The sequence below is a fragment of the Pseudomonas sp. Marseille-QA0892 genome, assembly GCF_054950135.1.
In genome coordinates this window covers 654636-680388 of record NZ_CM143104.1, presented here as the reverse complement: position 1 = coordinate 680388, position 25753 = coordinate 654636, and the positions used below count along the sequence as shown (strand labels likewise).

The following is a 25753-nucleotide window of genomic DNA, read 5'->3' as shown; positions in this document are numbered from 1 at the left end:
ACTATTGGCCCTCCCAGGCATCAAGCGCCGCTGCGGAGATAGCCAAATCGGAGAACGGATGACGGACACCGTTGATCTCCTGATAGTCCTCATGGCCTTTGCCGGCGAGTAGAAGTACGTCGTCAACCCCGAGGGCACGAACGGTTGACTCAATGGCCAGCGCCCTACCCACAACAAAATTTGCAACATCGGCGCTCATGAACCCGCCGCGGATATCGTCGAAAATACGTGCTGGGTCTTCAGTACGTGGATTGTCGTCCGTCACGATCACGCGATCTGCCAAGCGCTCTGCTACCGCAGCCATCAGCGGCCGCTTACCGCGATCACGATCACCGCCACAGCCGAATATGCAGTAGAGCTGCCCTTTGACATGAGGCCGTAGTGCCTCGAGCACCTTCTCCAGCGCATCCGGCGTGTGGGCGTAGTCGACCACCACAAGTGGACGTAGACCGCCGCCGACGCGCTGCATACGGCCGGCTGGCCCCTGTAGGGTGGGCATCACCTTGAGGATCTCCCCAAGCGGATAACCGAGACCGACCAACGTGCCGACGACGGCAAGCAGGTTGCTCAGGTTGAACTCACCGAGGAGTGCACTGCGCAGCAGTCCTTCGCCCTGCGGCGTGACGAGATAAGCCCGAACGCCTGTGTCGTCGAAGTCAGCACGGGGGCAATGAATGGTCGCGGAGCTGTCGCCCAGGCTATAGGTGATCAGCCTCGCATCGCTTGAACGCTCAGCCAGATCAGCGCCAAACGGGTCATCTTTGTTGATGACTCGGCAACGCAGCCCCGGCCAATCGAAAAGCTTGGCCTTGGCTTCGCCATAAGCTTCCATCGTCCCGTGATAATCCAGATGGTCACGGGACAGGTTGGTAAAGACGGCGACCTTGAAATCCAGGCCGCTTACCCGTCCCTGATGCAAACCATGGGAGGAGACCTCCATGGCGACAGCCTGAGCGCCCTGCTTTTTCAGCGAGCCCAACGATGCCTGGAGAGATATGGGATCAGGCGTTGTATGGCGGCCGCTTTCCAGCGCACCGTGGAACCCTGTACCCAGCGTTCCGACCAGAGCGCACCGCTCGCCCAGCGCATCGAGAGCTTGGGCCAACAGGTGAGTAACGCTGGTTTTCCCATTGGTGCCAGTGACGCCGATCAGCCGCACGCTTCGGCTTGGCTCGCCGTAAAAGCGGCCGGCGATGGCAGATAACTGCGCAGCCAGATTGGAGATTGGAATCAATGGGACCGCAGCGGGCGCCATTGGTAAAGCATCATTGGCCTCGTATGCGATCGCTGCAGCACCACGAGCGATCGCATCGCTAATATGATCGCGGCCGTCCTGCGCTCCACCGGGGACGGCCAGGAACAGATCGCCCGGCCGCACGTGGCGGCTGTCGAGTGTCAGTTCGCGGATAAGCTCTGCGCTCTGCGCCTGAGTCAGCAACTGATTCAGCGGCATAGGCATTAGATGCGCCCCCCGTTTGCCGGCTTGCTTTCGGCCGTTTGCTGCTGTGGTTCGGGCAGGTTGTCTGGTGCAATGTTCAGCAAGCGAAGTGCGCCCGCCATTACGCGACTGAACACAGGAGCAGAGACAAGGCCGCCGTAATAGCCGCTTTTGCTCGGCTCATCGATGACAACCGCGACGGCGATGCGCGGATCGTTCATCGGCGCAAAGCCCGCAAACAAGGAGCGATAGGAGTTGGCCGCATAACCACGGCTGTCCGTTGACGTCTTGCGTGCGGTGCCGCTCTTGCCTGCAACATGGTAGCCAGGCACCTGCGCGCGGTAGACACCACCGGGCGCCTCGACGACCTGCTGCAGCATGCCTTGCATGGTTTTAGCGACGTCCTCGGGAATGACCTGGGCACCTTCGGGCTGATTGTCGACCCGAGTCAGGGACAACGGCACGATCTTGCCGTGGTTGGCGAACACCGAGTAAGCATGGACGAGCTGTACGGCCGTTACAGAGAGTCCATAGCCATAGGAAAGCGTCGCCGTCTCGGCCTTGCGCCATTCGCGATAATTCGGAAGGTTACCCACGCGCTCGCCAGGGAAGCCCAGGCCGGTATCGCGGCCGAGCCCAACCTGGTGCATCACGTTGAAGATGGCCTGACCACCAATATCGAATGCGACCTTGCTCATGCCCACGTTACTGGACTTGATAAGGATGCCGGTCAAATCGAGATCACGGCCTTCGGTGCGTGAAACATCCTTGATGGTGTAGCGGCCAATTTGCAGCGACCCCGGCCATACATCGACCTTGTCCTGCGGCTTCCAGCGACCGGTTTCCAGGGCAGCTGTCATGGAGAACGGTTTCATCGTTGAACCGGGCTCGAATACGTCGATCATCGCGCGATTACGCATTGCCGCTGGCTGAAGGTTACGGCGGTTGTTCGGGTTGTAGCTGGGCTGGTTGACCATCGCGAGCACTTCGCCAGTCTTGACGTCCATCATGACGAGGCTCCCGGCCTTCGCCCCGAACTCGGCCAGTGCGTTGCGCAGCTCTCGATGAGCCAGGTACTGCAACCGCAGATCGATTGAAAGGGCTAGTGCCTTTCCGGGCTTGGCATTCTGCGTGACCTGAACGTCCTTGATCAGGCGGCCACGGCGATCTTTCAGTACCTGACGCTTGCCGGGCACACCTGAAAGCCAATCATTGAACGCAAGCTCCAGGCCTTCACGCCCATGGTCATCGATATCGGTGAAGCCGATCACGTGCGCTGTGACATCGGCCGCTGGGTAGAAACGACGAAATTCTTCCTGCGAATAGACACCGGGCACTTTGAGGTCCAGGACCTGCTCGCCCCGTTCTGGCGTCAAACCGCGCACGAGGTACATGTATTCCCGATTCGCGTTCTGCTCGAGCCGCTCGCTTAGCGTCTTCGTGTCCTGCCCGAGCGCCTTGGCCAAATCCGGCCACCGCTCCCGCGCGGTCGCAAGCTCCTTGCCGTTTGCCCACAAGGTGACCACAGGCGTACTAACAGCCAGCGGTTCACCATTGCGATCACTAATAAGGCCACGGTGTGCTGGGATCGGAATATGACGAACGCTACGCGCGTCCCCGTGGGCCTGCAGAAAGTCATGGTCGAAGACCTGGAGATTGACGATACGCCAGCAGATCGCACCTACCATGATAGCCAGAAGACCCAGCACCAGCTGGAAACGCCATGGGATGGCACTCAGGTCGATCTTCTTCATGGCGCCACCAACTTGATGTCGGTAGCTGCCGGCACATGCATTTTCAGCTTGTCGGTCGCCAGCATCTCGATACGGTTATGGGCCGTCCAGGTACTTTGCTCAAGCACCAGGCGGCCCCACTCTGCTTGCGTCTTGTCGCGGACGCTGAGCTCTGTGTAGAGGCTATTGAGAAGCTGGCGATTCCAATGCGCAGAATAGGATACGGCTACGGCGGACCCTAGCACAGCGACGAATAGCACGATGATCAGGAGCCCGCCACGCGGAAACGGTTTACGCGTCGAGCCGGTCATCGCAGCTTCTCCGCTATGCGCATGACGGCGCTACGTGAACGTGGGTTGGCACGCGTTTCAGCGTCAGACGCATAGACCGGCTTACCGATCAGCTTCAGCCGTGGCTCAAACGCCGCCGGACGAATCGGCAGATGGCGCGGCAATGTGTCCGCCTCGCCCTTGGCCTGCCGGCGCATGAACTGCTTGACGATGCGATCTTCCAGCGAGTGAAAGCTGATCACGACCAGACGACCACCGACAGCAAGTGCTTCAAGCGCTGCGCTCAGCCCTCGCTCCAAGTCACCCAGTTCGTTGTTCACATGAATACGGATACCTTGGAAGGCACGCGTAGCGGGATTCTTGCCCTTCTCCCAGGCTGGATTGGCCTCGGTCAGTACTGCCGCAAGATCTCCCGTGCGCTCGAAGGCCCTCTCCTGGCGACGTGCGACAACGGCCTTCGCCATACGGCGGGCGAAACGCTCTTCTCCATAATCGCGCAGGACTCGGGCAATCTCTTCTTCCGACGCTTCGGCAATCCACTGTGCTGCACTCACTCCGGAGTCGGGATTCATCCGCATATCCAGCGGACCGTCATGCATAAAGCTGAAACCCCGCTCCGGGTCGTCCAACTGAGGAGAAGAAACGCCCAAATCGAGCAGAATGCCGTCAATGCTTCCCGCCAGAGCCTGCCCGGAAAGCTCGTCGTCAAGTTCAGCAAAGCTGCGCTGTACAACGACGAAGCGGCCGTCCTCGGCCGCTAGTGTCTGTCCTGCTTCGATTGCTCGGGGATCCTTGTCGAACCCGAGCAATCGGCCTGACTCTCCGAGTGCCTGCAAGATGGCACGGCTATGCCCACCCCTCCCGAACGTTCCATCGATATAGCGACCCTCCGGACGCACCGCTAGCGCCTCGACGGCCTCGTCGAGGAGCACAGTGACATGTTGGTAGGAGGTATCGATATTCACAGAATTAGATCGCGCAGTTCGTCCGGCAGACCGCCAGGTTCTTTGATGGCCGCAAGGTCTGCTGCTGAAACAGCATTCCACGCGTCTTCGTCCCACAGTTGAAACTTGTTCAGTTGCCCCACCAGCATCGCGCGCTTCTCCAACTTGGCGTATTCGCGAAGACGAGGCGGAACGAGGAAGCGACCACTGCCATCCAGTTCGAGATCCACCGCGTTGCCGATCAGCAAGCGTTGAAGGCGACGGGTCTCCTCACGAAGCGACGGTAGCTCTCTCAGCTTGGCTTCGATCAGCTCCCATTCAGGCAGCGGGTACACGCAGAGACAGGGATCGACCGCATCGATTGTCACGATGAGCTGCCCTTCACAACGCGAAACGAGTTCGTCACGAAACCTGCTCGGCATCGCGAGTCGCCCTTTGGCGTCGAGACTGATGGCATTCGCTCCGCGAAACACGTGGTGCTTCCCCTGGTGTGCGGGCACTTTTCCGTGCCTCTAAACCCACTTTGTGCCACTTCCTACCACTTCGGCACACTATAGGAACCGCAGCGCCCCACAGTCAAGGTAGGCGAAACGGAAAAAAGTCCTTATGTGACGGCGCTTTAGGGCGCATCAGCAGGGAATGGACTCATAAACTGACGGACGGAGGCGTAACTAAGGAGAGATAGATCAATGCGCTATAGCCAACACTTAACGTAAAGCTTTAAGTGAAAGACTATTTCGGCATTAGAAGTGGGGATATCCATGAGGGAAGGAGGTGGAGAGTCGATCTGTAAGCCGGGTTCTGTCGAGGACAGTCATTCCTCTACGACATGCATCGCTACATGCCTCTAGCAACCTACCCGGTTCCAGCGCGGGCCACGCCAGCGGAACCCTATTTGGTCTTGCTCCAGGTGGGGTTTACCTAGCCATGAACTGTTGCCAGCCATGCGGTGCGCTCTTACCGCACCTTTTCACCCTTACCGGCACTTACGTGCTTAGGCGGTTATTTTCTGTGGCACTTTCCGTAGGCTCACGCCTCCCAGGCGTTACCTGGCACCTCGCCCTATGGAGCCCGGACTTTCCTCCCCCGCCATTTGCGGAACAAATGTCGGCAGCGACTGTCCGATCGACTCTCCGCCGACTAGGGTAGCGGCGCGCCCTATCAAGCGCAACCAAGACTGATCAAGTAGCCTGTTTTGCAAGAGCGCGCTGGTAGAGCAGGTTTTTACGCAGCCCGGTGATTTCAGCAGCGAGCGCGGCGGCCTGCTTGACCGGAAGCTGCCCCAGCAGCACATCTAGAATCCGCTCAGCCGAGGCATCGATGGCGTCCTCGCCAACGGGCGCGCGCCAGCCCTCGACCAGCAGTACACACTCGCCTCGCTGCTGGTTCGAATCCTCCGCGATCCATTCCCGCATCTCGTCGAGCGGTAGTGCCCGTATCGTCTCGAATGACTTCGTTAGCTCACGCGCCATCACGGCCTGCCGCTCGCCACCGAATACACTTGCCATGTCACCGACCGTTGCCAGGAGACGATGGGGCGCTTCATAAAATATGAGCGTGCGCATCTCTTCCTTTATTGACTCCAGACGCGCTCGCCTCGCACCCTCCTTTGCAGGCAGAAACCCTTCGAACGCGAATCGATCCGATGGCAGCCCCGCTGCTGATAGTGCCGCTACAAGAGCGCAAGCGCCCGGGATAGGTACCACCTGAATACCCAGGGACCGAGCCAGCCGCACCAGATGGAAACCGGGATCCGACACGAGCGGAGTACCGGCGTCGGAGATAAGCGCAACATCCTGCCCTTCGAGCAGCCGACTCGTGAAGCGACCACCCTGGTCGCGTTCATTGTGCTCATGACAAGCCATCAAGGGCGTCTGTATCCCGAAATGCTGCAGTAACCGCGACGAGTGGCGCGTGTCCTCAGCCGCAATCAGGCTGACTTCGGCAAGCACACGAAGTGCGCGGGCGGAAATGTCCTCGAGATTCCCGATAGGTGTTGCGACTACGAAAAGCCGCCCGACTGCTTTTTCAGTAGGCATGCCCTACCTCCGGTCATCAAAAGTGCCGATTGTAGCCGTTTACGAGATCGCACACCCTCGCAAGGCTTGGGTACAATCCGAACCACTTCAAAAACGAGACCTTGGGATTGCTCATGCCCGTCAGATTGCGCCTGATCCACGCCCTGTGCCTCGTCGGCATTCTAGCCGGCTGCGCCAGCCAGCCCACCAACACGCTCGGCGAATTGCCGCGCGCGCCTGCAGCCAGCATCGAACAGATGTTGCAACAGGCCAGCCAGAGCAATCCAGAGCAGGCTGCTGCACTACGCCTGGCAGCCGCTGACAAGGCGATGTCCCAGCAGGACTACCGTCGCGCCAACAGCATCCTGGAGCAGGTTCCGAATGAGGGCCTACAGCCCGCGCAGGTCGTGTTTGCGCAGACCATACGCGCCGAGCTGGCCCTGATAGACAACGACTACAAAGCCGCGCTCACCGCCCTAGAGGTCCCAGCCATGAGCCGGCTGGGCGAGCTTCCCATCGACCAGCAGATTCGCACCCACAATGCGCGGGCCCGCGCGCTTGAGGGTGACGGCCAACTGCTCGCAGCCGCACGTGAACGCTCTTTTATTGGCCCGCTGCTGTCAGGTGAAGCGGCTCACGCCAACCAGGAACACATCTGGTCCCTCGTAGCCGCCCTTCCACAGGAAGAAACAGCGAAGCAGACCGGCGACGCCGACCTGGACGGCTGGCTTTCACTTGCCAATGCCGTGCAAGGAGCCGGGACCGTCGCCCAACAGCAAGGCGCGATAGAACAGTGGCAGCTCAAGCATCCGCAGCACCCGGCAGCGCGCCAGCTTCCTGAGTCACTGCAGAAACTGCAGGCCCTCGCCAACGAGCCACTTAAAAAGATCGCGCTGCTGCTACCTCAACAAGGACAGCTCGCGAATGTGGCGCGCGCCCTCCGCGATGGATTCATGGCTGCTCGCTTCAACGACGGACAGAATGCACCGGAAGTCGTCCTTTACGACAGCAGCCGCATCGGCTCCATGGATGAGTTCTACCGAGTGGCACAAACGGAAGGCATCCAACTGGTGGTCGGCCCGCTGGAGAAGAATCTGGTACGCCAGATCGGTGAGCGCAAGCAGCTCCCGGTCACGACCCTGGCTCTGAACTATACGGACGCCAACAGCATTACGCCGCCTCAACTCTTCCAGTTTGGCCTCGCGCCGGAGGACGAGGCAAAGGAAGTCGCCCGCCGCGCCTGGGCAGATGGTAAGCGTAGCGCCGTTGCCATGGTGCCGAGCGGTGAGTGGGGCGATCGTGTTATCGCGGCGTTCCAGCAAGAGTGGCAGGCGCAAGGCGGCACGCTCCTAGGCAGCCAGCGTATCGGGCAACCGGTGGAACTATCCCGTCAGATTGCCAGCCTGCTGCAGGTTGGTGGAACCAGCCGCCGCCAGGACGTGGACTTTATGTTCCTGGCCGCTACGCCACAGCAGGCACGGCAAATCAAACCAACCCTCTCCTATCAATACGCTGCGGACCTTCCCGTCTATGCGACGTCCAACCTGTACACTGGCGTAGCAGCGCAAGGCCAGGACCGCGACCTCGATGGCATTCTCTTCTGCGATACACCGTGGCTGCTGACACCTAACGACCCGCTTCGCCAGCAGATCGCCCAACAGTGGCCACAGGCAGCCGGCAGCCTTGGTCGACTCTACGCGATGGGCGTGGACGCTTATCGACTTGCGCCACGCCTTGCACAGCTCGAGGCGCTACCGGATGCACGCGTCGACGGTCTCTCCGGGAATCTAGGCCTCGGGCAGAACCATCGCATCGAACGCGCCCTGCCTTGGGCCCAGTTCCGCGATGGCCTGGCCCAGCCAGTAGACAGCCTGACTTATACGCCGTGACGGCACCTCGCACACGGATCGACGGACAAGACGCCGAGCGCAGAGCGCTCGAGCATCTTCGGGCGCAGGGGCTACAGCTCGTTACTCAGAACTGGTCATGCCGGCGCGGCGAGCTCGATCTGGTCATGCTCGATGGCGATACAGTAGTATTCGTCGAGGTTCGCTATCGCAAGCATTCCGCCTGGGGTGGAGCCATGGAAAGCATCGACGCTCGCAAGCAGCAGAAAATCGTCATGGCAGCCCAGACGTTCCTGCAAAGCGAGAAGCGATTCGCCAACCGCCCTTGCCGTTTCGACGTCATCGCCCTGGGTACGACCGGCCACCTATCAAGTGGGCTCGAATGGATCAAAAGCGCCTTCGACGCCTGATCTCCTCGCGTAGGAATGGAAATGCAATCTCGTATACGCCAATTGTTCCAAGCCAGCATCGAGGCCAAGCAGCAATCGATGGACGTACTGGCCCCCTTCATCGAGCAAGCCAGCACGCTGATGGTTCACGCCCTGCTCAATGAGGGCAAGATTCTATCCTGCGGGAATGGCGGCTCGGCCGGCGATGCACAGCACTTCTCATCGGAGATGCTCAACCGGTTCGAACGCGAACGCCCAAGCCTACCTGCTTTGGCACTGACGACAGACAGCTCCACTATTACCTCCATTGCCAACGATTACAGCTACAACGAAGTTTTTTCCAAGCAGATCCGCGCATTGGGCCAGCCCGGTGACGTGCTACTGGCCATTTCGACCAGTGGCAATTCTGCAAATGTCATCCAGGCGATTCAGGCAGCACATGACCGCGAGATGATCGTGGTAGCCCTGACCGGCCGCGACGGCGGCGGCATGGCGTCACTGCTCCTGCCCGAAGACGTCGAGATCCGCGTTCCATCCAAGGTCACTGCGCGTATACAGGAAGTGCACCTTCTTGCCATTCACTGTCTATGCGATTTGATCGATCGCCAACTGTTCGGGAGTGAAGAATGACCCGTTCTCCGCTGTTTATCGTAACCCTTCTGCTTAGCCTGATTCTCGCTGGCTGCGGCAACCGTAGCATTGGCAACAAGATCGACGATCAGTTTTTAAGCCCGGACGTCGAGCGAGCAATCGAGCAGGCAAACAAGGATCTGACCTCGCCCACCTCCCATATTGTGGTCACCAGCTATAACGGGGTTGTCCTCATTGCCGGCCAAACACCCCGCAATGACCTCAAGGAAGCAGCCGAACGTGCCGCGCGAAGCGTACAGGGTGTTCGGAACGTACATAACGAACTACACGTCGGCGCACCGTCGTCTGGCTTTGCCCGCAGCAACGACGCCATTCTCACGACGCGCATCAAGACACAGATGTTCGCGGACTCCAGCGTGCCAGGCACGCGCATCAAGGTGATCACGGAGAACGGCATCGTCTACCTTCTCGGTCTCGTGAGCCGCGCTGAAGCCAACAGCGCCACCAGCCTCGTTCAAAGCGTATCAGGCGTGCAGCGAATCGTTCGGCTTTTCGAATACACGGATTAATAGTTAAGCGGCACAAAAAAAGCCTCGACATCGTCGAGGCTTTTTACTTCCAGCCTGGTTACTTCACAACCTTCAGACTGGGTCGCTTGCCAGGGCGAGGAGGCTCGTCACCGCCACCGGGCCCAGGATCAGAAGGCGCCGGCGGCGACTTTCGATCAACATCAGTAGCGCTTTCAGGCCCGCTCGGCTCGGCCTCGAACACCATTCCCTGGCCGTTCTCGCGCGCGTAGATCGCCATGATGGCCCCGGCGGGTATGAACAGATTATGCGCGACACCGCCAAAACGGCCTTCGAAGCTGACCGCATTGTTATCAAGGCTCAAATGACGGACTGCCGTTGGCGATACGTTAAGCACAATCTGCCCCTCACTGGCATAGCCTGAGGGTACTTGGACATTCGGATACTCAGCGTTAACCAGCAAGTGCGGTGTGCATTCGTTATCCACGATCCACTCATATAACGCACGAACCAGGTAGGGGCGACTCGAGGTCATGTACACACTCCTCTATCCGTTTAGCGCATGCTGCGCTCTTTAGCCGACAAACTCGCCTGGAAGCCGTCGCGCGCAAAGGCGCGCTCCATGTAGTCCATCAGCGGCTTTGCCGGACGCGGCAATTCGATCTCCAGTTGTGGCAACCGCCACAGCACCGGAAGCAGACAACAGTCCACAAGTGTAAGGTCATCGCTTAGGAAAAACGCCTTTTCCGAAAAAATCGGCGACACGCCAGTCAGGCTTTCTCTAAGCTCTTTGCGAGCCTGCGCACGCACAGTAGCATTTTGGCGTGCATCCAATGCGCGATCGACCAGCACGCACCAGTCACGCTGAATGCGATACATCAACAGCCTGCAATTGGCCCTGGCGACCGGATACGCCGGCAGTAACGGCGGATGCGGGTAGCGTTCCTCCAGATACTCCAGAATAACCGTGGGCTCGTACAGACAAAGGTCACGATCCACCAGTGTCGGCACCGATCCGTAGGGATTCACGTCAGCCAGTTTGGCGGGCGTCTGCCCGGGCATGACGTCAATGATATCGAGCTCCACGCCTTTCTCGGCCAGCACCAGACGTACCCGATGCGAATAGTGATCGGCAGGATCCGAAAAGCACGCCAGCTTGTTCACTGCCACTAGGCGTTCCTCCTTGCTTGAAGCCGCTTTGAATACGAAAAGAACGGCCTATTGATTGCCCTACGCTGGATTAGCTCCGGCACAGCACTCATTGAAATCGAAGGCATAAAAAAACGCCCAGCTCCACGCGGATCTGGGCGTTTTTCTTGTAGTCCAGGCGATTAACGCTTGGAGTACTGAGGGCGCTTACGTGCTTTACGCAGACCCACTTTCTTACGCTCAACTTCACGAGCGTCACGAGTAACGTAACCAGCTTTACGCAGCGGGCTGCGAAGGGTTTCGTCGTACTCGATCAGTGCACGGGTGATACCGTGACGAATCGCACCCGCCTGACCGCTCACACCGCCACCGAGGACAGTGACGAAAATGTCGAACTTCTCGACATTCTCGGTCAGCTCAAGCGGCTGACGAACAACCATGCGTGCCGTTTCGCGACCAAAGAATTGGTCCAGGCTACGGTTGTTGATGGAGATTTTGCCAGTACCCGGACGCAGGAAAACGCGTGCGGTTGCAGTCTTGCGACGGCCAGTGCCGTAATTTTGAGTCGCCGACATAATGAACTATTCCGTCAAATCTTCAGTTCTTGGGGCTGCTGAGCAGTGTGTGGGTGGTTGGCACCCTTGTACACTTTCAGCTTGCGGTACATGTCGCGACCCAGCGGATTCTTGGGCAGCATACCCTTGACCGCGGTCTCGATTACACGCTCAGGCGCCTTGGCGATCAGCTTCTCGAAGTTGATCGACTTGATGCCACCCGGGAAACCGGAGTGCGAGTAGTACATTTTGTCGGTGGTCTTGGCACCGGTTACACGCACCTGTTCAGCATTGATCACGACGATGTAGTCGCCAGTGTCAACGTGAGGCGTGTACTCAGGCTTGTGCTTGCCACGCAGGCGGCTCGCGATTTCAGTGGCCAGACGACCCAGAGTCTGACCCGCAGCGTCGACGACGAACCAGTCGCGCTTTACGGTTTCCGGTTTAGCAGTAAAAGTCTTCATTCGTTATAGCCTCAGGGGCCGCCCTGAAAATAAGACGGCGAATCTTACTGAATAGTGCTTGCCCTGGCAAGTTCAGGGCAGCCGGATCCAGACGCTATCGGGGGCTCGGGTCATCGCGTCCTGTACGGCATGGTCGGCAGGCTAGGCATCCCCTGCCATTTGCTTCCCGACAGGCTAGGCATCCCCGCCGAGAAAGGTGCCGAATTATGCAGATTGCGCCAGAAATAGCAACCTGCTTTTATGATGCTTTACCAACGAGAGGACGAACGATGGATTATCGCCGACTGGGGCGCACTGAACTGAAGGTCAGCGCACTTTGCCTGGGCACCATGACCTGGGGCGAGCAGAACACCGAACAGGAGGCGTTCGAGCAGATCGATCGAGCCCAGGGAGCGGGCATCAACTTCATCGATACGGCCGAGATGTACCCGGTCCCGCCACGTGCCGAAACCTATTCGCGAACCGAGAGCATCCTCGGAAATTACTTCAAGGCCCGAGGAAACCGCGACAACTGGATCCTTGCAAGCAAGGTTGCAGGCCCGGGCAATGGCATCACGCATATCCGAGACGGAAAGCTGAAATTCAACCGTCAGCACATCGTAGCGGCGCTGGACGCCAGTCTCGCGCGCCTGCAGACGGACTGGATCGACCTCTACCAGCTGCACTGGCCGGAACGATCGACGAACTTCTTCGGTAAACTCGGCTACAGCCACCAGGAAGAGTCGACTACCTCACTGGCCGAAACGCTTGAGGTCCTGCAGGAGCAGGTCAAGGCAGGAAAAATTCGCCACGTAGGCCTGTCCAACGAAACCCCATGGGGGCTGATGCATTGCCTTCATCTGTCTGAAACCCGAGAACTGCCACGCGTTGCGTCGATTCAGAATCCTTACAGCCTGCTTAACCGAACCTTCGAGGTAGGCCTGGCGGAAGTCGCCATCCGAGAGCAGGCCGGGCTACTGGCGTATTCCCCCCTTGCGTTCGGAATGCTGTCGGGGAAATACGATAAAGGAGCGAAGCCCGATGGGGCCCGCCTTACATTGTTCGAACGCTTCCAGCGTTACAACAATCCCGAAAGCATCGCCGCCACGACACGCTATGTGAACCTTGCACGAGAGCACGGACTGGACCCAGCCCAGATGGCCCTCGCCTTCGTTACATCACGCCCTTTCGTTACCAGCAATATCATCGGCGCAACCAGCCTGTCGCAGCTTGAAAGCAATCTTGCCAGTGCCGACCTGACCCTCAGCGAAGAGGTGATCACAGGCATCGAGTCGATTCATAAGCAACAGCCTAACCCAGCCCCCTGAGGCTGCGAAAAAGCGGCGCGAGCATCCGCGCCGCCTCACCGAATAACGAGGCAGCCACTTTTCTGATTTGGGGTTTCGGCACAAGCTTCCTGAGTAAGCCGATCTGTGCCCTGTCTCAAAGTAGAGTTGGCTGATCGGGCACCGTGCGGTGCCGATCCCGCCGAGAAGCGAGCCTGTCTGCCAGGCGAGTCGGCTCTGGCAACCGATAGCGTGTCACACAACGCATAACGAGCTGCACGGCCGTATCGATACTCACGCGGTGCCCTGGCGATACGATGAGCGGCCTGACCCGTTCGCGGCTGCGGAGAACGCCCCCGATAATTTCCCCTTTATCCATGAGAGGCACATGACTGCCGCGGGCTTCCGGTACAGGCTCATGCTTGCCGGTGAGAATCGTCTTGGCCACACCCACCGTTGGCAGGCCAGTGACCACACCGAGATGAGCCCCGATTCCAAGCCTTCTTGGATGCGCGATGCCTTGGCCGTCGACGAATACCAGATCCGGAACCTCGGGCAAGCCGTTCAGTGCATCAAGTAATGCAGGAAGCTCCCTGAAAGACAGTAGCCCCGGGATGTAAGGCATGGAAGTCGGCACTCGGGCGACACGTTCGGCAAGCGGCTGAAGTGTCGCGAAATCCATCAGAACGGCCGATGCACGAGTGATGGTTCCGCCTTCCTCGAAGCCAACATCGACGCCAGCAATGATTCGCAGCTCGGGAAAGTCATCTTCAAGGCTTACACGTTGTGCCAGTTCGAGCTGCAGTGCTCGAGCACCAGCGACCGACCCATCCCAGCCTTCGAAAGGCAGCGCACCGCTCATAAGGTCCTCCAAAATTACTTGGACGGCCCCAGCGGGCGCGGGTTCGCGTCAAGGACGATGTGGCCGCGACAGGAACTCATGTGACTGCATTTCCAGCAGGCGGCTAAGCGTGCGCTGGAACTCGAAGCTCAACCGACCGCCACTGTAGAGATCCTTGAGTTCGACTTCGGCTGAAATGATCAGCTTCACGTTCCGATCGTAGAACTCGTCGACAAGATTGATGAAGCGGCGCGCAATGTCGTCCGTCGTCACGGTCATTCGCTCGACATCCGAGAGAATCACTGCATGGAAGATCTTGCCGAGCTCGATGTAGTCGTTCTGGCTCCGCGGCCCATCGCAAAGCTCGCGAAATTCGAACCAGGCGACGTCCCCGCTCACCTTGCGCGCGTTGAGGGTGCGATTCTCCACCGTCAGCGACACATTTTCTTCGATCTTGGCGCCGTCGGGCAGAAGGCTACGGAAGCTCTTCTCAAGATGGGCCTCGACTTCTGGCGTCAGCGGAAAGTGGAAAAGCTCGGCCTGCTCCAGCGCGCGAAGACGATAGTCGACGCCGCTATCGACGTTCACGATTTCGGTGTGCTCTTTGAGCAGCGCAATAGCCGGAAGGAAACGCGCCCGCTGCAGGCCGTCCTTGTAGAGGCCATCGGGGACGATATTCGATGTAGCAACGAGGCTGACGCCATTCTTGAAGAGTTCTTCCAGAAGCGTCGCGAGGATCATGGCGTCGGTGATATCCGACACGAAGAACTCGTCGAAGCAGATGACCCGCGATTCGTCCGAAAAGCGCCGTGCGATAATCGTCAACGGGTTCTTTTCGCCCTTGAGCGTTCTCATTTCCTCATGGACACGCTTCATGAACCGATGGAAGTGCGTGCGCGTTTTTTGCTCGAATGGCAGCGCATCGAAGAACGTATCCACCAAGTAGGTCTTGCCGCGACCTACCCCGCCCCAGAAATACAACCCCTTGACCGGCCCTTGTGGCTTCTTGCCCAACAAGCGCCCAAACAGGCCTGGTTTGGCGGGTTCGCCCGCCGCGACCAAATCATCGTAGAGTCGCTGTAGATGGCGGACGGCATTTTCCTGCGCCGCATCATGAAAGAAGTCGGGACGCTTGAGATCGGCCTGATAGCGTTCTAGGGGTGTCATGTCGGGTTCGGCTGGCTAAACGGGGTCAACACTGTAGCCGCGAGCCCTGGGTCTCGCAAGCGAGCGAACCGGGTGCCCTGCCGGGCGCTACGACCTCGACAGGGCTATATGGGCTTAGCCAGCCAGCGCCTGGCGAAGCCGCTCCATGAACGCATCACTATCGCCCGAAACCTCAGGACTGCGCGCTACCCGGTTACCGGCGCTGTAGACCGATACTGCCCCGTCCTCAGCGCGAAGGTCGAGCGCTTGGCTGTCCTGAAGCGTTTTGCTTACAAGGCCAGCGGACTTCCCATCCTCGAATGCCTCGGATAGCAGCAATTGCTCGCCACTGGCATCGAGAAGCCTGAAGCGGAACTTGCCCTCCTCATCACGGAAGCTGACGAAACGAGCCGTTTTCTCGGCTTTTTTCTTCTGGGCGCTCTGGACAACCGGCTGCGTGTGGAATGAGCGCAGGCCAACCGCTTCACGCAGGCGACCGAGGAACGGAGTTGCGATACGCCGCGCCTTTGCGGCACCGGCCAACAGGATATCTTCAAGATCCGTCGGCTTTTCGATCAGTGCATGGTAGCGTTCGCGCGCTTCACCCAATTCATTATCCAGCAACTCGAACAGTCGTTGCTTGGCTTCCCCCCAGGCGAGCCCGTCGAGCAGTTGCTGTCGAAACTCAGCCTGCTGGTTTGGCGTAGCAAAAGCCTGATAAAGCGTGAACAGGTGCGAGTCGTCGGGATCCTTTGGCTCACCCGGCAAACGGGAGTCAGTCACGATGCGCGCAATGGCATCCTTGAGCTGCTTGGCGCTGCCGAAGAGCGGGATAGTGTTGTCGTAGCTTTTCGACATCTTGCGCCCGTCGAGGCCGGGAAGCGTGCCGACATCCTCTTCAATCACGGCTTCGGGCAGGGCAAACAGCTCTTCGCCTTGACCAAACAGGTGATTGAACCGCTGCGCGATATCACGCGCCATTTCCACATGCTGAATCTGGTCACGCCCGACCGGTATCTTTTGCGCATTGAACATCAGGATGTCCGCTGCCATCAGCACTGGATAGCTGTAGAGTCCCATCGTAACGCCTGCATCGGGATCTTCGCCCAGCTCGACATTACGATCCACGGACGCCTTGTAAGCATGTGCACGGTTGAGCAGGCCCTTGGCGCTAACGCAGGTCAGCAGCCAGGTAAGCTCGGTGATCTCTGGAATATCGGATTGCCGGTAGAACGTTGCCTTATCCGGATCAAGCCCACACGCAAGCCACGTCGCAGCGATTTCCAGGCGCGAGCGCTGGATACGAGCCGGGTCATCACACTTGATCAGTGCATGGTAATCAGCCAGGAAGTAGAACGAGTCAGTATCTGGGTTGCGGCTGGCCACGATGGCCGGGCGAATGGCGCCCGCATAGTTGCCCAGGTGGGGAGTGCCGGTCGTGGTGATACCGGTAAGAACGCGTGTCGTCATGGTTTCGATGTCTTACTCGTCAAAGGCGGGGCTGGACCAGATCGCGCAGGTCCGTCAGCTTGCCGTGAAAAAAGTGGCCGCATTCTGCCACCTTGATCAGCTCATGGGGACGATCGCTGTGCTGTTCGCTCCAGGCATACACATCCTGTGCTGCAATGACCTCGTCATTCTCAGGCTGTATCACGGTCATTGCCGCCTCGCGCGACAGGGGTACCTCTTCAGGTAGGCGCATGACCGCGGGTGCGACCATGAATAACTTATCCACGGAACCGCCTTGTTGCTCGACCCGCCCCGCCAGGGCAGCCGCAACGAAGCCGCCGAACGAAAATCCGAGCAGCGCAAGTGGCAGATCCGGTATTCGGGCACGAAGCCACGCCAGGGCCGCTTCGGCGTCGTCTACCTCCCCCATACCCATGTCATGGCTCCCCTCGCTCCCACCCGTGCCGCGATAATTGAATCTCAGGGTCGCGTAGCCGGCATCCCGTGCGGTGCGTTGGAGCGTCGAGACCACTTTATTGAGCATCGTCCCGCCTTGCACGGGATTGGGATGGCAGATCAACGCGATGCCGCGGGCATCGGGCACCTCGAGCAACAGCGCCTCGAGCGCGCCGACTGGCCCGTCTATTTTGGTAGGCATTTCACGCATGAATAGGTCGAACTCCGTCGCCAGTTGTCGGTCGATTCCTGTTCTGAACAGCGCAGGCGGACATTGTCGGCCGCCTGTTGGATAATGATTACGTTCGGCGCTCCAACGGGCGCTATCAAGCGGCTCTCTGGAGTCGAACGTTCTCGGTATACAGCGCAGGCTTGACCCGTTAACGTAATGCAAAGCTGCCTATAGAGGAAGGACTCGTGGAACAGTCGATCATGGCCTGGCTGCTGCCAGTACTCACATTGCTTGCCGGCATCGGCATCGGATTCCTTATTGCACGCATGGTGCCTGGGGCCGCGCCTACCCGCACACAGCGTCAACTCGATGAAATGCAGGAGCGGTTCGATGCTTATCAAAGCGAAGTGGTGACCCACTTCAACACGACTGCCAGCCTGGTCCGCAAGCTCACCAAGAGCTACCAAGAAGTCCAGGAGCACCTGTCGGAAGGCGCCGATCGGCTTGCGACCGACGAGATGACCCGTCAGCGGTTATTGGCTGCGCTGCATGAAGAAGAGCGTCATAGCAAGTCGCGCGATCGTTTGAGAGCGCCCACCTCGACCGAAGCACCCAAGGATTACGCACCGAAGGGAGACGACGTCCCCGGCACTCTCAGTGACGACTTCGGCACCATCAAGCACTAACGTTACAAGATCAAAAAAGCCGCACGGTTTACCCCGATGCGGCTTTTTTGTGTCCGTCAACTAAGGAAGGCCCGCGCAGGGCCTTCCGTGGCATCGTCAGATGAGCCCACGCGACCGTAGCAATGCAATGACCTGCTTCGCACCTTCGTCAACAGACACAGATTGCGTATCGATGACCAAATCGGCATCGAGCGGGACATCGTACGGGAAGGACTCACCTGGGATGTTGTCGCTGCCCGCGGCATACAGTCCCTGAGGGTCACGCTCGGCACAAACCTGGGGTGACGCCTGCACATACACGGTCACGGTACGCTCCGCCCCGATAAGTGCTTTGGCCTGCTCGCGCCCTTCGCTGCTGGGTGCCACGAATGCAGCCAGGGCAATGATGCCTGCCTCGTTGAACTGACGCGCCACATGGGCCGCCCGACGCCAGTTTTCCGTACGCCCCGCAAGATCCTGAGGCAGGCCCTTGTTCAGGTCATGGCGAAGGTTCTGGCCATCGAGTACGAAGACGGCGCGTCCTGCATCGAACAGTTTGCGCTCGACCGCGTACGCCAGCGTGCTTTTACCCGCACCGGAGAGACCGGTGAAAAGTACCGTTGCCGGTTGCTGGCCAAAACGCGACGCCCGCTCCGCATTGGTGACATGAGTGCGCTGTGCGTGGGCAACATCACCACCCGTGCGAACGGGGTCCGCCACGATCATGCCTGCGCCGACCGTCCCATTGGTAAGCCGGTCAATGACGATGAACGCACCCGTCGTACGGTTTTGCGCATAACCATCCAACGCAATAGGCGCATCGAGCGCCACTTTCACCAAGCCGATCTCGTTCAGCTTGAGGCTGCTGGCGGGCCCCTTTTCAAGGGTGTTGACGTCAATCTGATGGACGATAGCCGGGATAGTGCCAGGCACGTAGCTCGTCGCTCGCTTGATGTCGTATTTCTTTCCGGGAAGCATGGGTTCTTCGGCCATCCAAACGAGCATGGCGTCAAAACTATCGGTGACGTGCGGCTGGCTATCCGCGTGAACCAGCATATCGCCCCGGGACACATCGATCTCGTCTTCCAGGGTCAGCGTAACGGCTTGCCCGGGCCCAGCCTGTTCCAGCTCGCCTTCGAAGGTCACGATTGACTTCACACGACTGCTCTTGCCCGACGGCAGCGCCGTGATCTCGTCTCCCTTGCGGACAATGCCGCTGGCGAGCGTGCCGGCAAATCCACGGAAATTCAGGTTCGGCCGATTAACATACTGAACCGGGAAGCGCAGATCATTGAAGTTGCGGTCTGCCGCCACTTCAACGGACTCAAGGATCGCCATGAGCGGCTGCCCATCATACCAAGGCGTTTGCTCACTGCGATTCACCACGTTATCGCCCTTGAGGGCGGACATGGGTACGAAATGCAATGAGGTAGGCGCCATGCCGATACGCTCGGCGAAGGCCAGGTAGTCAGCCTTGATGCTTTCGAATACGCCTTCGTCGAACCCCTTGAGGTCCATCTTGTTGATGGCGACGACAATGTGGCGAATACCGAGCAGCGACGCAATGTAGCTGTGGCGGCGCGTCTGCGTCTGCACACCATACCGGGCGTCGATCAGAATGATCGCGAGGTCACAGGTCGAAGCGCCCGTCGCCATATTCCGGGTGTACTGCTCATGTCCCGGCGTGTCAGCGATGATGAATTTGCGCTTGGCCGTCGAGAAGTAACGGTAGGCGACATCGATCGTGATGCCCTGCTCGCGCTCCGCCTGGAGGCCATCCACCAGCAAGGCCAGGTCAACCTCCTCTCCGGTGGTACCACTCTTACGAGAATCTCGCGTGATCGCCTCGAGGTGATCTTCGTAGATCATCTTCGAGTCATGAAGCAAACGACCAATGAGCGTGCTCTTGCCGTCGTCCACGTTTCCACAGGTGAGGAAACGCAGTAGCTCCTTTCGTTCGTGCTGGGCCAGGTACGCGAGGATGTCCTGGCTGATCAGATCGGACTGATGTGACATGGTGCAAACCCCTTAGAAATACCCCTGACGTTTCTTTTCTTCCATGGAGCCTGCGGCATCGTGATCGATGACGCGCCCCTGGCGCTCGGAGGTACGGGTCAGCAGCATTTCCTGAATGATATCGGGCAAGGTCGCCGCGTCCGACTCGACGGCGCCGGTGAGTGGGTAGCAACCCAGCGTGCGGAACCGCACTTTGCGGGTCTGGATGCTGGCCTTTTGTTCGTCAGTAAGATGCTCGAGGATCCGGTCGTCATCGATCATGATCAACGCACCGTTCATCTCGATGACGCGCCGCTCGGCCGCGTAATACAGCGGGACGATCGGGATACTCTCCAGGTAGATGTATTGCCAGATATCCAGCTCAGTCCAGTTCGAGAGCGGGAAGACGCGGATCGACTCACCCTTCTTTACATTGCCGTTATAGACATTCCAGAGCTCAGGCCGCTGGTTCTTGGGATCCCAACGATGCTTGCTGTCGCGGAACGAGTACACGCGCTCCTTGGCTCGGGACTTTTCTTCATCTCGACGCGCGCCGCCGAATGCAGCGTCGAAACCATATTTGTCCAGCGCCTGCTTCAGGCCCTCGGTCTTCATGATGTCGGTGTGCTTGGCGCTACCGTGGGTAAAGGGATTGATGTCCTGCGCGACGCCTTCCGGGTTGATATGGGTGATCAGTTCGAGCCCCATGTCCGCGACCATCTTCTCGCGGAACCGGTACATTTCCTGGAACTTCCAGCGTGTATCGACGTGCATGACAGGGAACGGAAGCTTACCCGGGAAGAACGCCTTACGAGCAAGGTGCAGCATCACGGCCGAGTCCTTGCCAATCGAATACAGCATGACTGGGTTGTCGAATTCGGCGGCCACCTCACGGATGATGTGGATGCTTTCCGCCTCCAGTTCTTTCAGGTGCGTCAATTTATCGAGCATGGCTACTCACGGATCGGTATTTAGAGGGCCCAGGGGCGTGACGAAATGCGCCACTGTAGCACGCAGATACGATCTAATCAGGAAGCTTGTTAGACCCAGGAGCTATATGGATATAGCCGTCGGACTCTCAGCAATGACTGACTCAAATCGGGTTTGGACAGTCGATGAACAGATGATCGACAGCGAAGCGCCTGGCCAGATATGCCCCCAGCGCCTGTACGCCATAGCGCTCGGTCGCATGATGACCCGCCGCGATGAAACTGATGCCGTTTTCCTTCGCACTGTGAAACGTCTGCTCCGACGCCTCACCCGTTATATAGAGATCCACACCCGCCGCTATGGCTTGATCGATATAGCCTTGAGCGCCACCGGTGCACCAGGCGACACGCCGGATGACTGAGTTTCCCTCGACCAGGAGCGGCTCCCGACCTAGCGCTACCTGAACACGGCGTGCGAAGTCAGCAGGGGACTCCGGCTCCTCAAGCGACCCAACCAGCACGAGGCCCTTCGGGTCATCAGGGTTCAACCGGCCTTCACAGGTCAAGCCGAGCTCATGAGCCAGACGAACGTTATTGCCCACCTCCGGATGCAGGTCCAGCGGCAGGTGATAGGCCATGAGACTTATGTCATGCGTGAGCAGCGTTTTCAGCCGTCGGTGCTTCATCCCCGTGACAACAGGATTTTCGTTCTTCCAGAAATAACCATGGTGTACGAGCACCACATCAGCCTCGGCTTCAACTGCCGCATCGAGCAACGCCTGACTTGCTGTCACACCGGACACGATGCGCTGAACGTTGGGCTTACCTTCAACTTGGAGGCCATTGGGGCAATAGTCGTTGATGTGCGAAACGTTGAGATACCGATTCGCTTCGTCTACGAGAGCATTCAGGGCGACAGCCATGGTTGGGGATCCTCATCCAAATGAACGCATGATACCGCCGTACACTACCTGCCCCATAACCGGCAGCATCTGACGATGCGCGAGGGGTTTATCAACAATGTGCGACTCGACTGCATCGCTGCGTTGCGCGCCCCTTTTTGCAATCGCCATAGCTCGTATAATGCGTGGCTTTGCGGCTGGTCGCGGGCTGAAGGAACAGCCCGGCGGATAGCTCCCTTCAAGGATAACGAACGAGATTTCCTGATGTTCAAGGCGCTGCGTTTCTTCGGCTGGCCCGTAGTGGTTGGTGTACTTCTAGCGCTCGTCGTGCTGCAGCGCTATCCCGCCTGGTTCGGCCTGACCGATCGCGCGCTGGGCTTGCGCGAAGCGCAGCCTACCTCCACCGCCACGCCGGTGGCACCCTACTCCTATGCGCTCGCCGTGGGGAACGCTGCTCCTTCGGTCGCCAACCTCTACACCACTAAATCGGCAAACAAACCCAATAGCCCGCTGCTCGACGACCCGAACTTCCGACGCTTCTTCGGCGACAACTTGCCGAGCCAGAAGCGGATGGAGTCCAGCCTCGGCTCTGCGGTGATCATGAGCCCTGAGGGATACCTGCTGACGAACAACCACGTCACCAAGGATGCTGACCAGATCGTCGTCGCCCTCAAGGATGGCCGCGAAACCATTGCACGCGTCATCGGCGCGGACCCGGAGACCGACCTTGCGGTGCTAAAGATCGATCTGCCTCACCTGCCTGCGATCACACTTGGCCAGTCGGACCGCATCCGGATTGGGGATGTGGCGCTCGCTATCGGCAACCCCTTCGGCGTTGGCCAGACCGTCACGATGGGCATCGTCAGCGCGACCGGGCGCAACCAGCTGGGGCTCAACACCTACGAGGATTTCATCCAGACCGATGCAGCGATCAATCCAGGCAACTCGGGCGGCGCGCTGATCGATGCAAATGGCAATCTCATGGGAATCAATACCGCCATCTTCTCCCAATCCGGCGGTTCTCAAGGCATCGGTTTTGCGATTCCGGTAAAGCTCGCGCTGGAGGTGATGAAATCGATCATCGAGCACGGGCACGTGGTACGCGGCTGGCTCGGCCTCGAGGTTCAGCCCCTATCTGCGGCACTGGCAGAGTCATTCGGCATTCAGGGTCGGTCAGGCATCGTCGTGGCGGGGGTCTACCGTGACGGCCCCGCGGATAAGGCTGGACTGCGCGCGGGGGACCTGATCCTGAGCATTGACGGCCAGGAAGCGAATGATGGTCGTCGATCCATGAATCAGGTGGCGAGGACCCGCCCGGGAGACAAGATCACCATCGACGTACTCCGCGATGGCAAGCAGCTCTCGCTAAAGGCTGAGATAGGCGTGCGGCCTCCCATGGAGACCACACCAGAGAAGTAACGTCAGAGCGCGCGCAGTGCGTCGATCAATGCGGCGTTCTGCACCGGCGTGCCGACGGTAATGCGCAGGTGCGCAGAGATCCGTGGTTGCTTGAAGTGGCGCACGATAATGCCCTGCTCCCGTAACGCGCCCGCAATCGCAGCGGCGTCGCGGCCGGGATGAGTAGCAAAAACGAAGTTGGCCGCCGACGGCAGCACCTCGAAGCCCAAAGACTCCAGATCGCGCGTTAGGATTTCGCGACTTTCGATCACTCGCGAGCAGGTGTCCTCGAAGTGGTCCACATCCTCCATTGCAGCTGCCGCTCCCGCCAGCGCGACCTTATCCAGAGGATAGGAGTTGAAGCTGTTCTTTACGCGCTCGAGCGCCTCGATCAGCTCGGCATCGCCTACTGCGAAGCCAACACGCAGCCCGGCCAACGACCTCGACTTTGAAAGCGTCTGCGTGACAAGCAAGTTCGGAAAGCGCTTTATGAGCGAGATGGCGCTCTGGCCGCCGAAATCGACGTAGGCTTCGTCTACCAACACGACACTGTCGGGGCTCGCGGACACGATCTGCTCAACCGCCTCAAGTGGCAGCAGGCAACCCGTAGGCGCGTTGGGGTTCGGGAAAATGATCCCACCATTGGGTTGGGCGTAATCGGCCGGCTGGATTGTGAAACGATCATCGAGCGGTATCGTCCTGTACTCGATTCCATACAGTCCGCAGTAAACAGGATAAAAGCTATACGAGATATCAGGGAAGAGTATCGGTGCGTCGTGCCGGAACAACGCCATGAAGGCATGCGCTAATACTTCATCCGAGCCGTTGCCGACGAACACGTTGCTAGGCTCAATGCCATAGTAGTCTGCGACGGCCTGCTTCAGGCGTTCACCGTTCGGATCAGGATAAAGCCGCAGCCCTTCGGTCAGCTCGGCCTGCATCGCAGCCAGCGCCTTTGGCGAAGGCGCATAGGGATTCTCGTTGGTATTGAGCTTTACCAGCCGCGCGGCCTTGGGTTGCTCCCCTGGTACGTAGGGCACCAGGTCCTTGACGAAGTCGCTCCAGAATTTACTCATCTGCCTACCTGTGGCGTTCAGAACGGTTACACGCGTATTCAAGACCTGATGCGGTACTCGGCGCTGCGAGCATGTGCCGTCAGCGACTCACCGCGAGCCAGTACCGATGCGACTTTGCCCAGCTCGGATGCACCCTGTGGCGAGCAATTGATGATCGAGGATCGCTTTTGGAAATCGTACACCCCCAGCGGGGATGAAAAGCGCGCTGTACCCGATGTCGGCAGCACATGGTTCGGACCCGCGCAGTAATCACCCAGTGCTTCAGCGGTATAGCGCCCCATGAAGATGGCGCCGGCATGGCGAATTTCAGGAAGATACCGCTCGGGATCGGCGACCGAGAGTTCCAAGTGCTCGGGGGCGATGCGATTGGCAACTTCAATTGCCTGGGCCATGTCGCGCACGTGAATGAGCGCCCCTCTTCCCTCGATGGAGGTGCGCGCTATGGAAGCGCGTTCCAGGGAAGGCAGGAGTCGCTCGATGCTCTCGGCGACGCGGTCAAGAAACGCCAAGTCAGGGCTTACCAAAATGGACTGGGCATCTTCGTCGTGCTCGGCTTGCGAAAAAAGATCCATCGCGATCCAGTCCGGATCCGTCTGCCCGTCGCATACCACCAATATTTCTGACGGCCCAGCAATCATATCAATGCCGACCTTGCCGAACACATGGCGCTTTGCAGTGGCAACGTAGATATTGCCCGGCCCGACGATCTTGTCCACTGCCGGCACGCTCTCTGTACCATATGCCAGAGCTGCCACCGCCTGGGCTCCGCCGATAGTGAAGACGCGATCGACCCCTGCCACGGCTGCAGCCGCAAGGACCATCTCGTTGACTTCCCCGCGCGGTGTCGGAACGACCATCACGACTTCGCGGACACCTGCAACCTTGGCAGGGATCGCATTCATCAGCACGGAAGACGGATAGGTCGCTTTTCCGCCTGGGACGTACAGGCCGGCCCGGTCCAGAGGCATTACTTGCTGCCCGAGGACTGTGCCATCCGCCTCCGTATATTGCCAGGAATCCTGCTTTTGGCGCTCGTGATAGCCTCTTACACGATCGGCCGCCACCTTGAGCGCTTCGCGCTGCTCGGGAGAAATGCGCTCGAGCGCTGCCTCCAGGCGCGAGCGCGGCAGGATCAGGTCTTCCATGCGGCTCGCGTCAACGCCGTCAAAGCGCTGCGTATATTCGATAACGGCGGCATCACCACGTGACCTAACCGCCTGGATGATTTCCAAAACGCGCGAATTAACGCTGTCGTCGGATACGCTTTCCCAACTCAGGAGCGCATCGAGGCGGTCAGCGAAATCCGGATCGGTTGCATCGAGCCGGCGCAGGACAACGGAATCGGTCATATCAAAGCCTCACATCATACTGCCGTCGTGCTCGACCTTAAGGCGGCGCGCGGTCTTGAATGTCGGGCGTTCGCTTCGATACACGATCGCCCACGAAATCACGGAAGCAGGCGATGAGCTGTCGCTTGCACTGCCAAGGCCTAGCGCAGGGACAGCCCTGGCAGCC

The 25753-nt window shown here is 59.1% G+C and carries 26 protein-coding genes and 1 other RNA gene; 7 read left to right on the top strand and 20 right to left on the bottom strand.

What is annotated here, in order from left to right; all coding sequences use genetic code 11:
- Position 1 precedes the first annotated feature (1 nt).
- The 7 genes from ACY8D3_RS02970 to rsmI all read right to left on the bottom strand — a co-directional run bounded on the left by ACY8D3_RS02970 (position 2) and on the right by rsmI (position 6444).
- Positions 2-1459, bottom strand: a complete 1458-nt coding sequence (locus ACY8D3_RS02970) for a UDP-N-acetylmuramoyl-L-alanyl-D-glutamate--2,6-diaminopimelate ligase (RefSeq protein ID WP_462381541.1) — start codon at positions 1457-1459, stop codon at positions 2-4.
- A complete protein-coding gene (locus ACY8D3_RS02965; protein WP_462381540.1) occupies positions 1459-3192 on the bottom strand; it encodes a peptidoglycan D,D-transpeptidase FtsI family protein in 1734 nt (577 codons plus the stop codon). Before ACY8D3_RS02965 ends, ACY8D3_RS02970 begins: the two co-directional genes overlap by 1 nt.
- Positions 3189-3482 carry a cell division protein FtsL gene (gene ftsL, locus ACY8D3_RS02960; protein ID WP_462381539.1) on the bottom strand — a complete coding sequence of 98 codons (294 nt, stop codon included), beginning with the start codon at positions 3480-3482 and terminating at the stop codon, positions 3189-3191. The genes ACY8D3_RS02965 and ftsL overlap by 4 nt, the downstream gene beginning before the upstream one ends.
- Positions 3479-4420: a 16S rRNA (cytosine(1402)-N(4))-methyltransferase RsmH gene (gene rsmH / locus ACY8D3_RS02955; RefSeq protein WP_462384210.1), complete on the bottom strand. Its 942-nt coding sequence runs from the start codon at positions 4418-4420 to the stop codon at positions 3479-3481. The genes ftsL and rsmH overlap by 4 nt, the downstream gene beginning before the upstream one ends.
- A 2-nt stretch (positions 4421-4422) precedes the next feature.
- Positions 4423-4878 carry a division/cell wall cluster transcriptional repressor MraZ gene (gene mraZ / locus ACY8D3_RS02950; RefSeq protein ID WP_462381538.1) on the bottom strand — a complete coding sequence of 152 codons (456 nt, stop codon included), beginning with the start codon at positions 4876-4878 and terminating at the stop codon, positions 4423-4425.
- 301 nt (positions 4879-5179) lie between these two features.
- Positions 5180-5538, bottom strand: an RNA gene (rnpB, locus tag ACY8D3_RS02945) — RNase P RNA component class A.
- A 48-nt stretch (positions 5539-5586) separates the two neighbouring features.
- Positions 5587-6444, bottom strand: coding sequence for a 16S rRNA (cytidine(1402)-2'-O)-methyltransferase (gene rsmI, locus ACY8D3_RS02940; protein ID WP_462381537.1), 858 nt, complete (start codon positions 6442-6444; stop codon positions 5587-5589).
- Positions 6445-6557: 113 nt separating this feature from the next.
- Between rsmI and ACY8D3_RS02935 the strand changes: the two genes are divergently transcribed.
- From ACY8D3_RS02935 to ACY8D3_RS02920, 4 genes are read left to right on the top strand one after another with little or no spacing between them, the layout of a single operon-like run.
- Positions 6558-8312 carry a penicillin-binding protein activator gene (locus ACY8D3_RS02935; RefSeq protein WP_462381536.1) on the top strand — a complete coding sequence of 585 codons (1755 nt, stop codon included), beginning with the start codon at positions 6558-6560 and terminating at the stop codon, positions 8310-8312.
- Entirely contained in the window at positions 8309-8680 is a 372-nt protein-coding gene (locus tag ACY8D3_RS02930; protein WP_462381535.1) for a YraN family protein, read from the top strand. The genes ACY8D3_RS02935 and ACY8D3_RS02930 overlap by 4 nt, the downstream gene beginning before the upstream one ends.
- A 15-nt stretch (positions 8681-8695) precedes the next feature.
- On the top strand, positions 8696-9289 hold the full coding sequence (locus ACY8D3_RS02925; protein ID WP_462381534.1) for a phosphoheptose isomerase: 594 nt from the start codon (positions 8696-8698) through the stop codon (positions 9287-9289).
- The gene (locus tag ACY8D3_RS02920) at positions 9286-9819 is read left to right on the top strand and encodes a BON domain-containing protein (protein WP_462381533.1); all 534 of its coding nucleotides are present in this window, start codon (positions 9286-9288) and stop codon (positions 9817-9819) included. The genes ACY8D3_RS02925 and ACY8D3_RS02920 overlap by 4 nt, the downstream gene beginning before the upstream one ends.
- A gap of 58 nt (positions 9820-9877) precedes the next feature.
- Here ACY8D3_RS02920 and ACY8D3_RS02915 read toward each other — a convergent pair whose 3' ends face one another.
- The 4 genes from ACY8D3_RS02915 to rplM all read right to left on the bottom strand — a co-directional run bounded on the left by ACY8D3_RS02915 (position 9878) and on the right by rplM (position 11944).
- On the bottom strand, positions 9878-10312 hold the full coding sequence (locus tag ACY8D3_RS02915; protein WP_462381532.1) for a ClpXP protease specificity-enhancing factor: 435 nt from the start codon (positions 10310-10312) through the stop codon (positions 9878-9880).
- 20 nt (positions 10313-10332) lie between these two features.
- Complete coding sequence (locus ACY8D3_RS02910; protein ID WP_462381531.1) at positions 10333-10947, bottom strand: glutathione S-transferase N-terminal domain-containing protein; 615 nt, start codon at positions 10945-10947, stop codon at positions 10333-10335.
- Positions 10948-11108: 161 nt separating this feature from the next.
- The gene (gene rpsI / locus ACY8D3_RS02905; protein ID WP_462381530.1) at positions 11109-11501 is read right to left on the bottom strand and encodes a 30S ribosomal protein S9; all 393 of its coding nucleotides are present in this window, start codon (positions 11499-11501) and stop codon (positions 11109-11111) included.
- Positions 11502-11515: 14 nt separating this feature from the next.
- Positions 11516-11944, bottom strand: coding sequence for a 50S ribosomal protein L13 (gene rplM, locus ACY8D3_RS02900; RefSeq protein WP_015278003.1), 429 nt, complete (start codon positions 11942-11944; stop codon positions 11516-11518).
- A gap of 269 nt (positions 11945-12213) precedes the next feature.
- Here rplM and ACY8D3_RS02895 point away from each other — a divergent pair, with 269 nt between their 5' ends.
- Positions 12214-13251, top strand: coding sequence for an NADP(H)-dependent aldo-keto reductase (locus tag ACY8D3_RS02895; protein ID WP_462381529.1), 1038 nt, complete (start codon positions 12214-12216; stop codon positions 13249-13251).
- A gap of 115 nt (positions 13252-13366) precedes the next feature.
- Here ACY8D3_RS02895 and nfi read toward each other — a convergent pair whose 3' ends face one another.
- The 4 genes from nfi to ACY8D3_RS02875 all read right to left on the bottom strand — a co-directional run bounded on the left by nfi (position 13367) and on the right by ACY8D3_RS02875 (position 17312).
- Positions 13367-14071, bottom strand: a complete 705-nt coding sequence (gene nfi, locus ACY8D3_RS02890; RefSeq protein WP_462381528.1) for a deoxyribonuclease V — start codon at positions 14069-14071, stop codon at positions 13367-13369.
- Between the two features lie 48 nt (positions 14072-14119).
- The gene (gene zapE / locus ACY8D3_RS02885) at positions 14120-15217 is read right to left on the bottom strand and encodes a cell division protein ZapE (RefSeq protein WP_462381527.1); all 1098 of its coding nucleotides are present in this window, start codon (positions 15215-15217) and stop codon (positions 14120-14122) included.
- A 114-nt stretch (positions 15218-15331) separates the two neighbouring features.
- On the bottom strand, positions 15332-16666 hold the full coding sequence (locus tag ACY8D3_RS02880; RefSeq protein ID WP_462381526.1) for a tryptophan--tRNA ligase: 1335 nt from the start codon (positions 16664-16666) through the stop codon (positions 15332-15334).
- A gap of 19 nt (positions 16667-16685) precedes the next feature.
- Positions 16686-17312, bottom strand: coding sequence for an alpha/beta hydrolase (locus ACY8D3_RS02875; RefSeq protein ID WP_462381525.1), 627 nt, complete (start codon positions 17310-17312; stop codon positions 16686-16688).
- 206 nt (positions 17313-17518) lie between these two features.
- On the opposite strand from ACY8D3_RS02875, the gene ACY8D3_RS02870 reads away from it, so the two are divergent.
- On the top strand, positions 17519-17959 hold the full coding sequence (locus ACY8D3_RS02870; protein WP_462381524.1) for a Z-ring associated ZapG family protein: 441 nt from the start codon (positions 17519-17521) through the stop codon (positions 17957-17959).
- A 96-nt stretch (positions 17960-18055) separates the two neighbouring features.
- On the opposite strand, the gene cysN is transcribed toward ACY8D3_RS02870, so the two are convergent.
- From cysN to ACY8D3_RS02855, 3 genes are all read right to left on the bottom strand, one after another.
- Positions 18056-19954: a sulfate adenylyltransferase subunit CysN gene (cysN, locus tag ACY8D3_RS02865; RefSeq protein ID WP_462381523.1), complete on the bottom strand. Its 1899-nt coding sequence runs from the start codon at positions 19952-19954 to the stop codon at positions 18056-18058.
- Positions 19955-19966: 12 nt separating this feature from the next.
- Positions 19967-20884 (bottom strand): sulfate adenylyltransferase subunit CysD, encoded by a 918-nt coding sequence (cysD, locus tag ACY8D3_RS02860; protein WP_462381522.1) that lies wholly within the window; start codon positions 20882-20884, stop codon positions 19967-19969.
- A 142-nt stretch (positions 20885-21026) separates the two neighbouring features.
- On the bottom strand, positions 21027-21785 hold the full coding sequence (locus ACY8D3_RS02855) for a Nif3-like dinuclear metal center hexameric protein (RefSeq protein WP_462381521.1): 759 nt from the start codon (positions 21783-21785) through the stop codon (positions 21027-21029).
- 243 nt (positions 21786-22028) lie between these two features.
- Between ACY8D3_RS02855 and algW the strand changes: the two genes are divergently transcribed.
- Positions 22029-23183, top strand: a complete 1155-nt coding sequence (algW, locus tag ACY8D3_RS02850; protein WP_462381520.1) for a Do family serine endopeptidase AlgW — start codon at positions 22029-22031, stop codon at positions 23181-23183.
- Between the two features lie 2 nt (positions 23184-23185).
- Here algW and hisC read toward each other — a convergent pair whose 3' ends face one another.
- Both hisC and hisD read right to left on the bottom strand, forming a co-directional pair.
- Positions 23186-24238 carry a histidinol-phosphate transaminase gene (gene hisC, locus ACY8D3_RS02845; protein WP_462381519.1) on the bottom strand — a complete coding sequence of 351 codons (1053 nt, stop codon included), beginning with the start codon at positions 24236-24238 and terminating at the stop codon, positions 23186-23188.
- A gap of 38 nt (positions 24239-24276) precedes the next feature.
- Positions 24277-25587 carry a histidinol dehydrogenase gene (hisD, locus tag ACY8D3_RS02840; RefSeq protein ID WP_462381518.1) on the bottom strand — a complete coding sequence of 437 codons (1311 nt, stop codon included), beginning with the start codon at positions 25585-25587 and terminating at the stop codon, positions 24277-24279.
- Positions 25588-25753 lie beyond the last annotated feature (166 nt).

Coding starts and splice junctions, on each gene's coding strand:
- cysN (WP_462381523.1), bottom strand. CDS start 19,954: ATGTCACATCAGTCCGATCTGATCAGCCAGGACATCCTCGCGTACCTG.
- ACY8D3_RS02970 (WP_462381541.1), bottom strand. CDS start 1,459: ATGCCTATGCCGCTGAATCAGTTGCTGACTCAGGCGCAGAGCGCAGAG.
- ACY8D3_RS02920 (WP_462381533.1), top strand. CDS start 9,286: ATGACCCGTTCTCCGCTGTTTATCGTAACCCTTCTGCTTAGCCTGATT.
- nfi (WP_462381528.1), bottom strand. CDS start 14,071: ATGAGCGGTGCGCTGCCTTTCGAAGGCTGGGATGGGTCGGTCGCTGGT.
- ACY8D3_RS02855 (WP_462381521.1), bottom strand. CDS start 21,785: ATGGCTGTCGCCCTGAATGCTCTCGTAGACGAAGCGAATCGGTATCTC.
- ACY8D3_RS02965 (WP_462381540.1), bottom strand. CDS start 3,192: ATGAAGAAGATCGACCTGAGTGCCATCCCATGGCGTTTCCAGCTGGTG.
- ftsL (WP_462381539.1), bottom strand. CDS start 3,482: ATGACCGGCTCGACGCGTAAACCGTTTCCGCGTGGCGGGCTCCTGATC.
- ACY8D3_RS02925 (WP_462381534.1), top strand. CDS start 8,696: ATGGAAATGCAATCTCGTATACGCCAATTGTTCCAAGCCAGCATCGAG.
- rplM (WP_015278003.1), bottom strand. CDS start 11,944: ATGAAGACTTTTACTGCTAAACCGGAAACCGTAAAGCGCGACTGGTTC.
- ACY8D3_RS02915 (WP_462381532.1), bottom strand. CDS start 10,312: ATGACCTCGAGTCGCCCCTACCTGGTTCGTGCGTTATATGAGTGGATC.
- hisC (WP_462381519.1), bottom strand. CDS start 24,238: ATGAGTAAATTCTGGAGCGACTTCGTCAAGGACCTGGTGCCCTACGTA.
- ACY8D3_RS02935 (WP_462381536.1), top strand. CDS start 6,558: ATGCCCGTCAGATTGCGCCTGATCCACGCCCTGTGCCTCGTCGGCATT.
- cysD (WP_462381522.1), bottom strand. CDS start 20,884: ATGCTCGATAAATTGACGCACCTGAAAGAACTGGAGGCGGAAAGCATC.
- ACY8D3_RS02895 (WP_462381529.1), top strand. CDS start 12,214: ATGGATTATCGCCGACTGGGGCGCACTGAACTGAAGGTCAGCGCACTT.
- rpsI (WP_462381530.1), bottom strand. CDS start 11,501: ATGTCGGCGACTCAAAATTACGGCACTGGCCGTCGCAAGACTGCAACC.
- rsmI (WP_462381537.1), bottom strand. CDS start 6,444: ATGCCTACTGAAAAAGCAGTCGGGCGGCTTTTCGTAGTCGCAACACCT.
- hisD (WP_462381518.1), bottom strand. CDS start 25,587: ATGACCGATTCCGTTGTCCTGCGCCGGCTCGATGCAACCGATCCGGAT.
- ACY8D3_RS02875 (WP_462381525.1), bottom strand. CDS start 17,312: ATGCGTGAAATGCCTACCAAAATAGACGGGCCAGTCGGCGCGCTCGAG.
- ACY8D3_RS02880 (WP_462381526.1), bottom strand. CDS start 16,666: ATGACGACACGCGTTCTTACCGGTATCACCACGACCGGCACTCCCCAC.
- zapE (WP_462381527.1), bottom strand. CDS start 15,217: ATGACACCCCTAGAACGCTATCAGGCCGATCTCAAGCGTCCCGACTTC.
- algW (WP_462381520.1), top strand. CDS start 22,029: ATGTTCAAGGCGCTGCGTTTCTTCGGCTGGCCCGTAGTGGTTGGTGTA.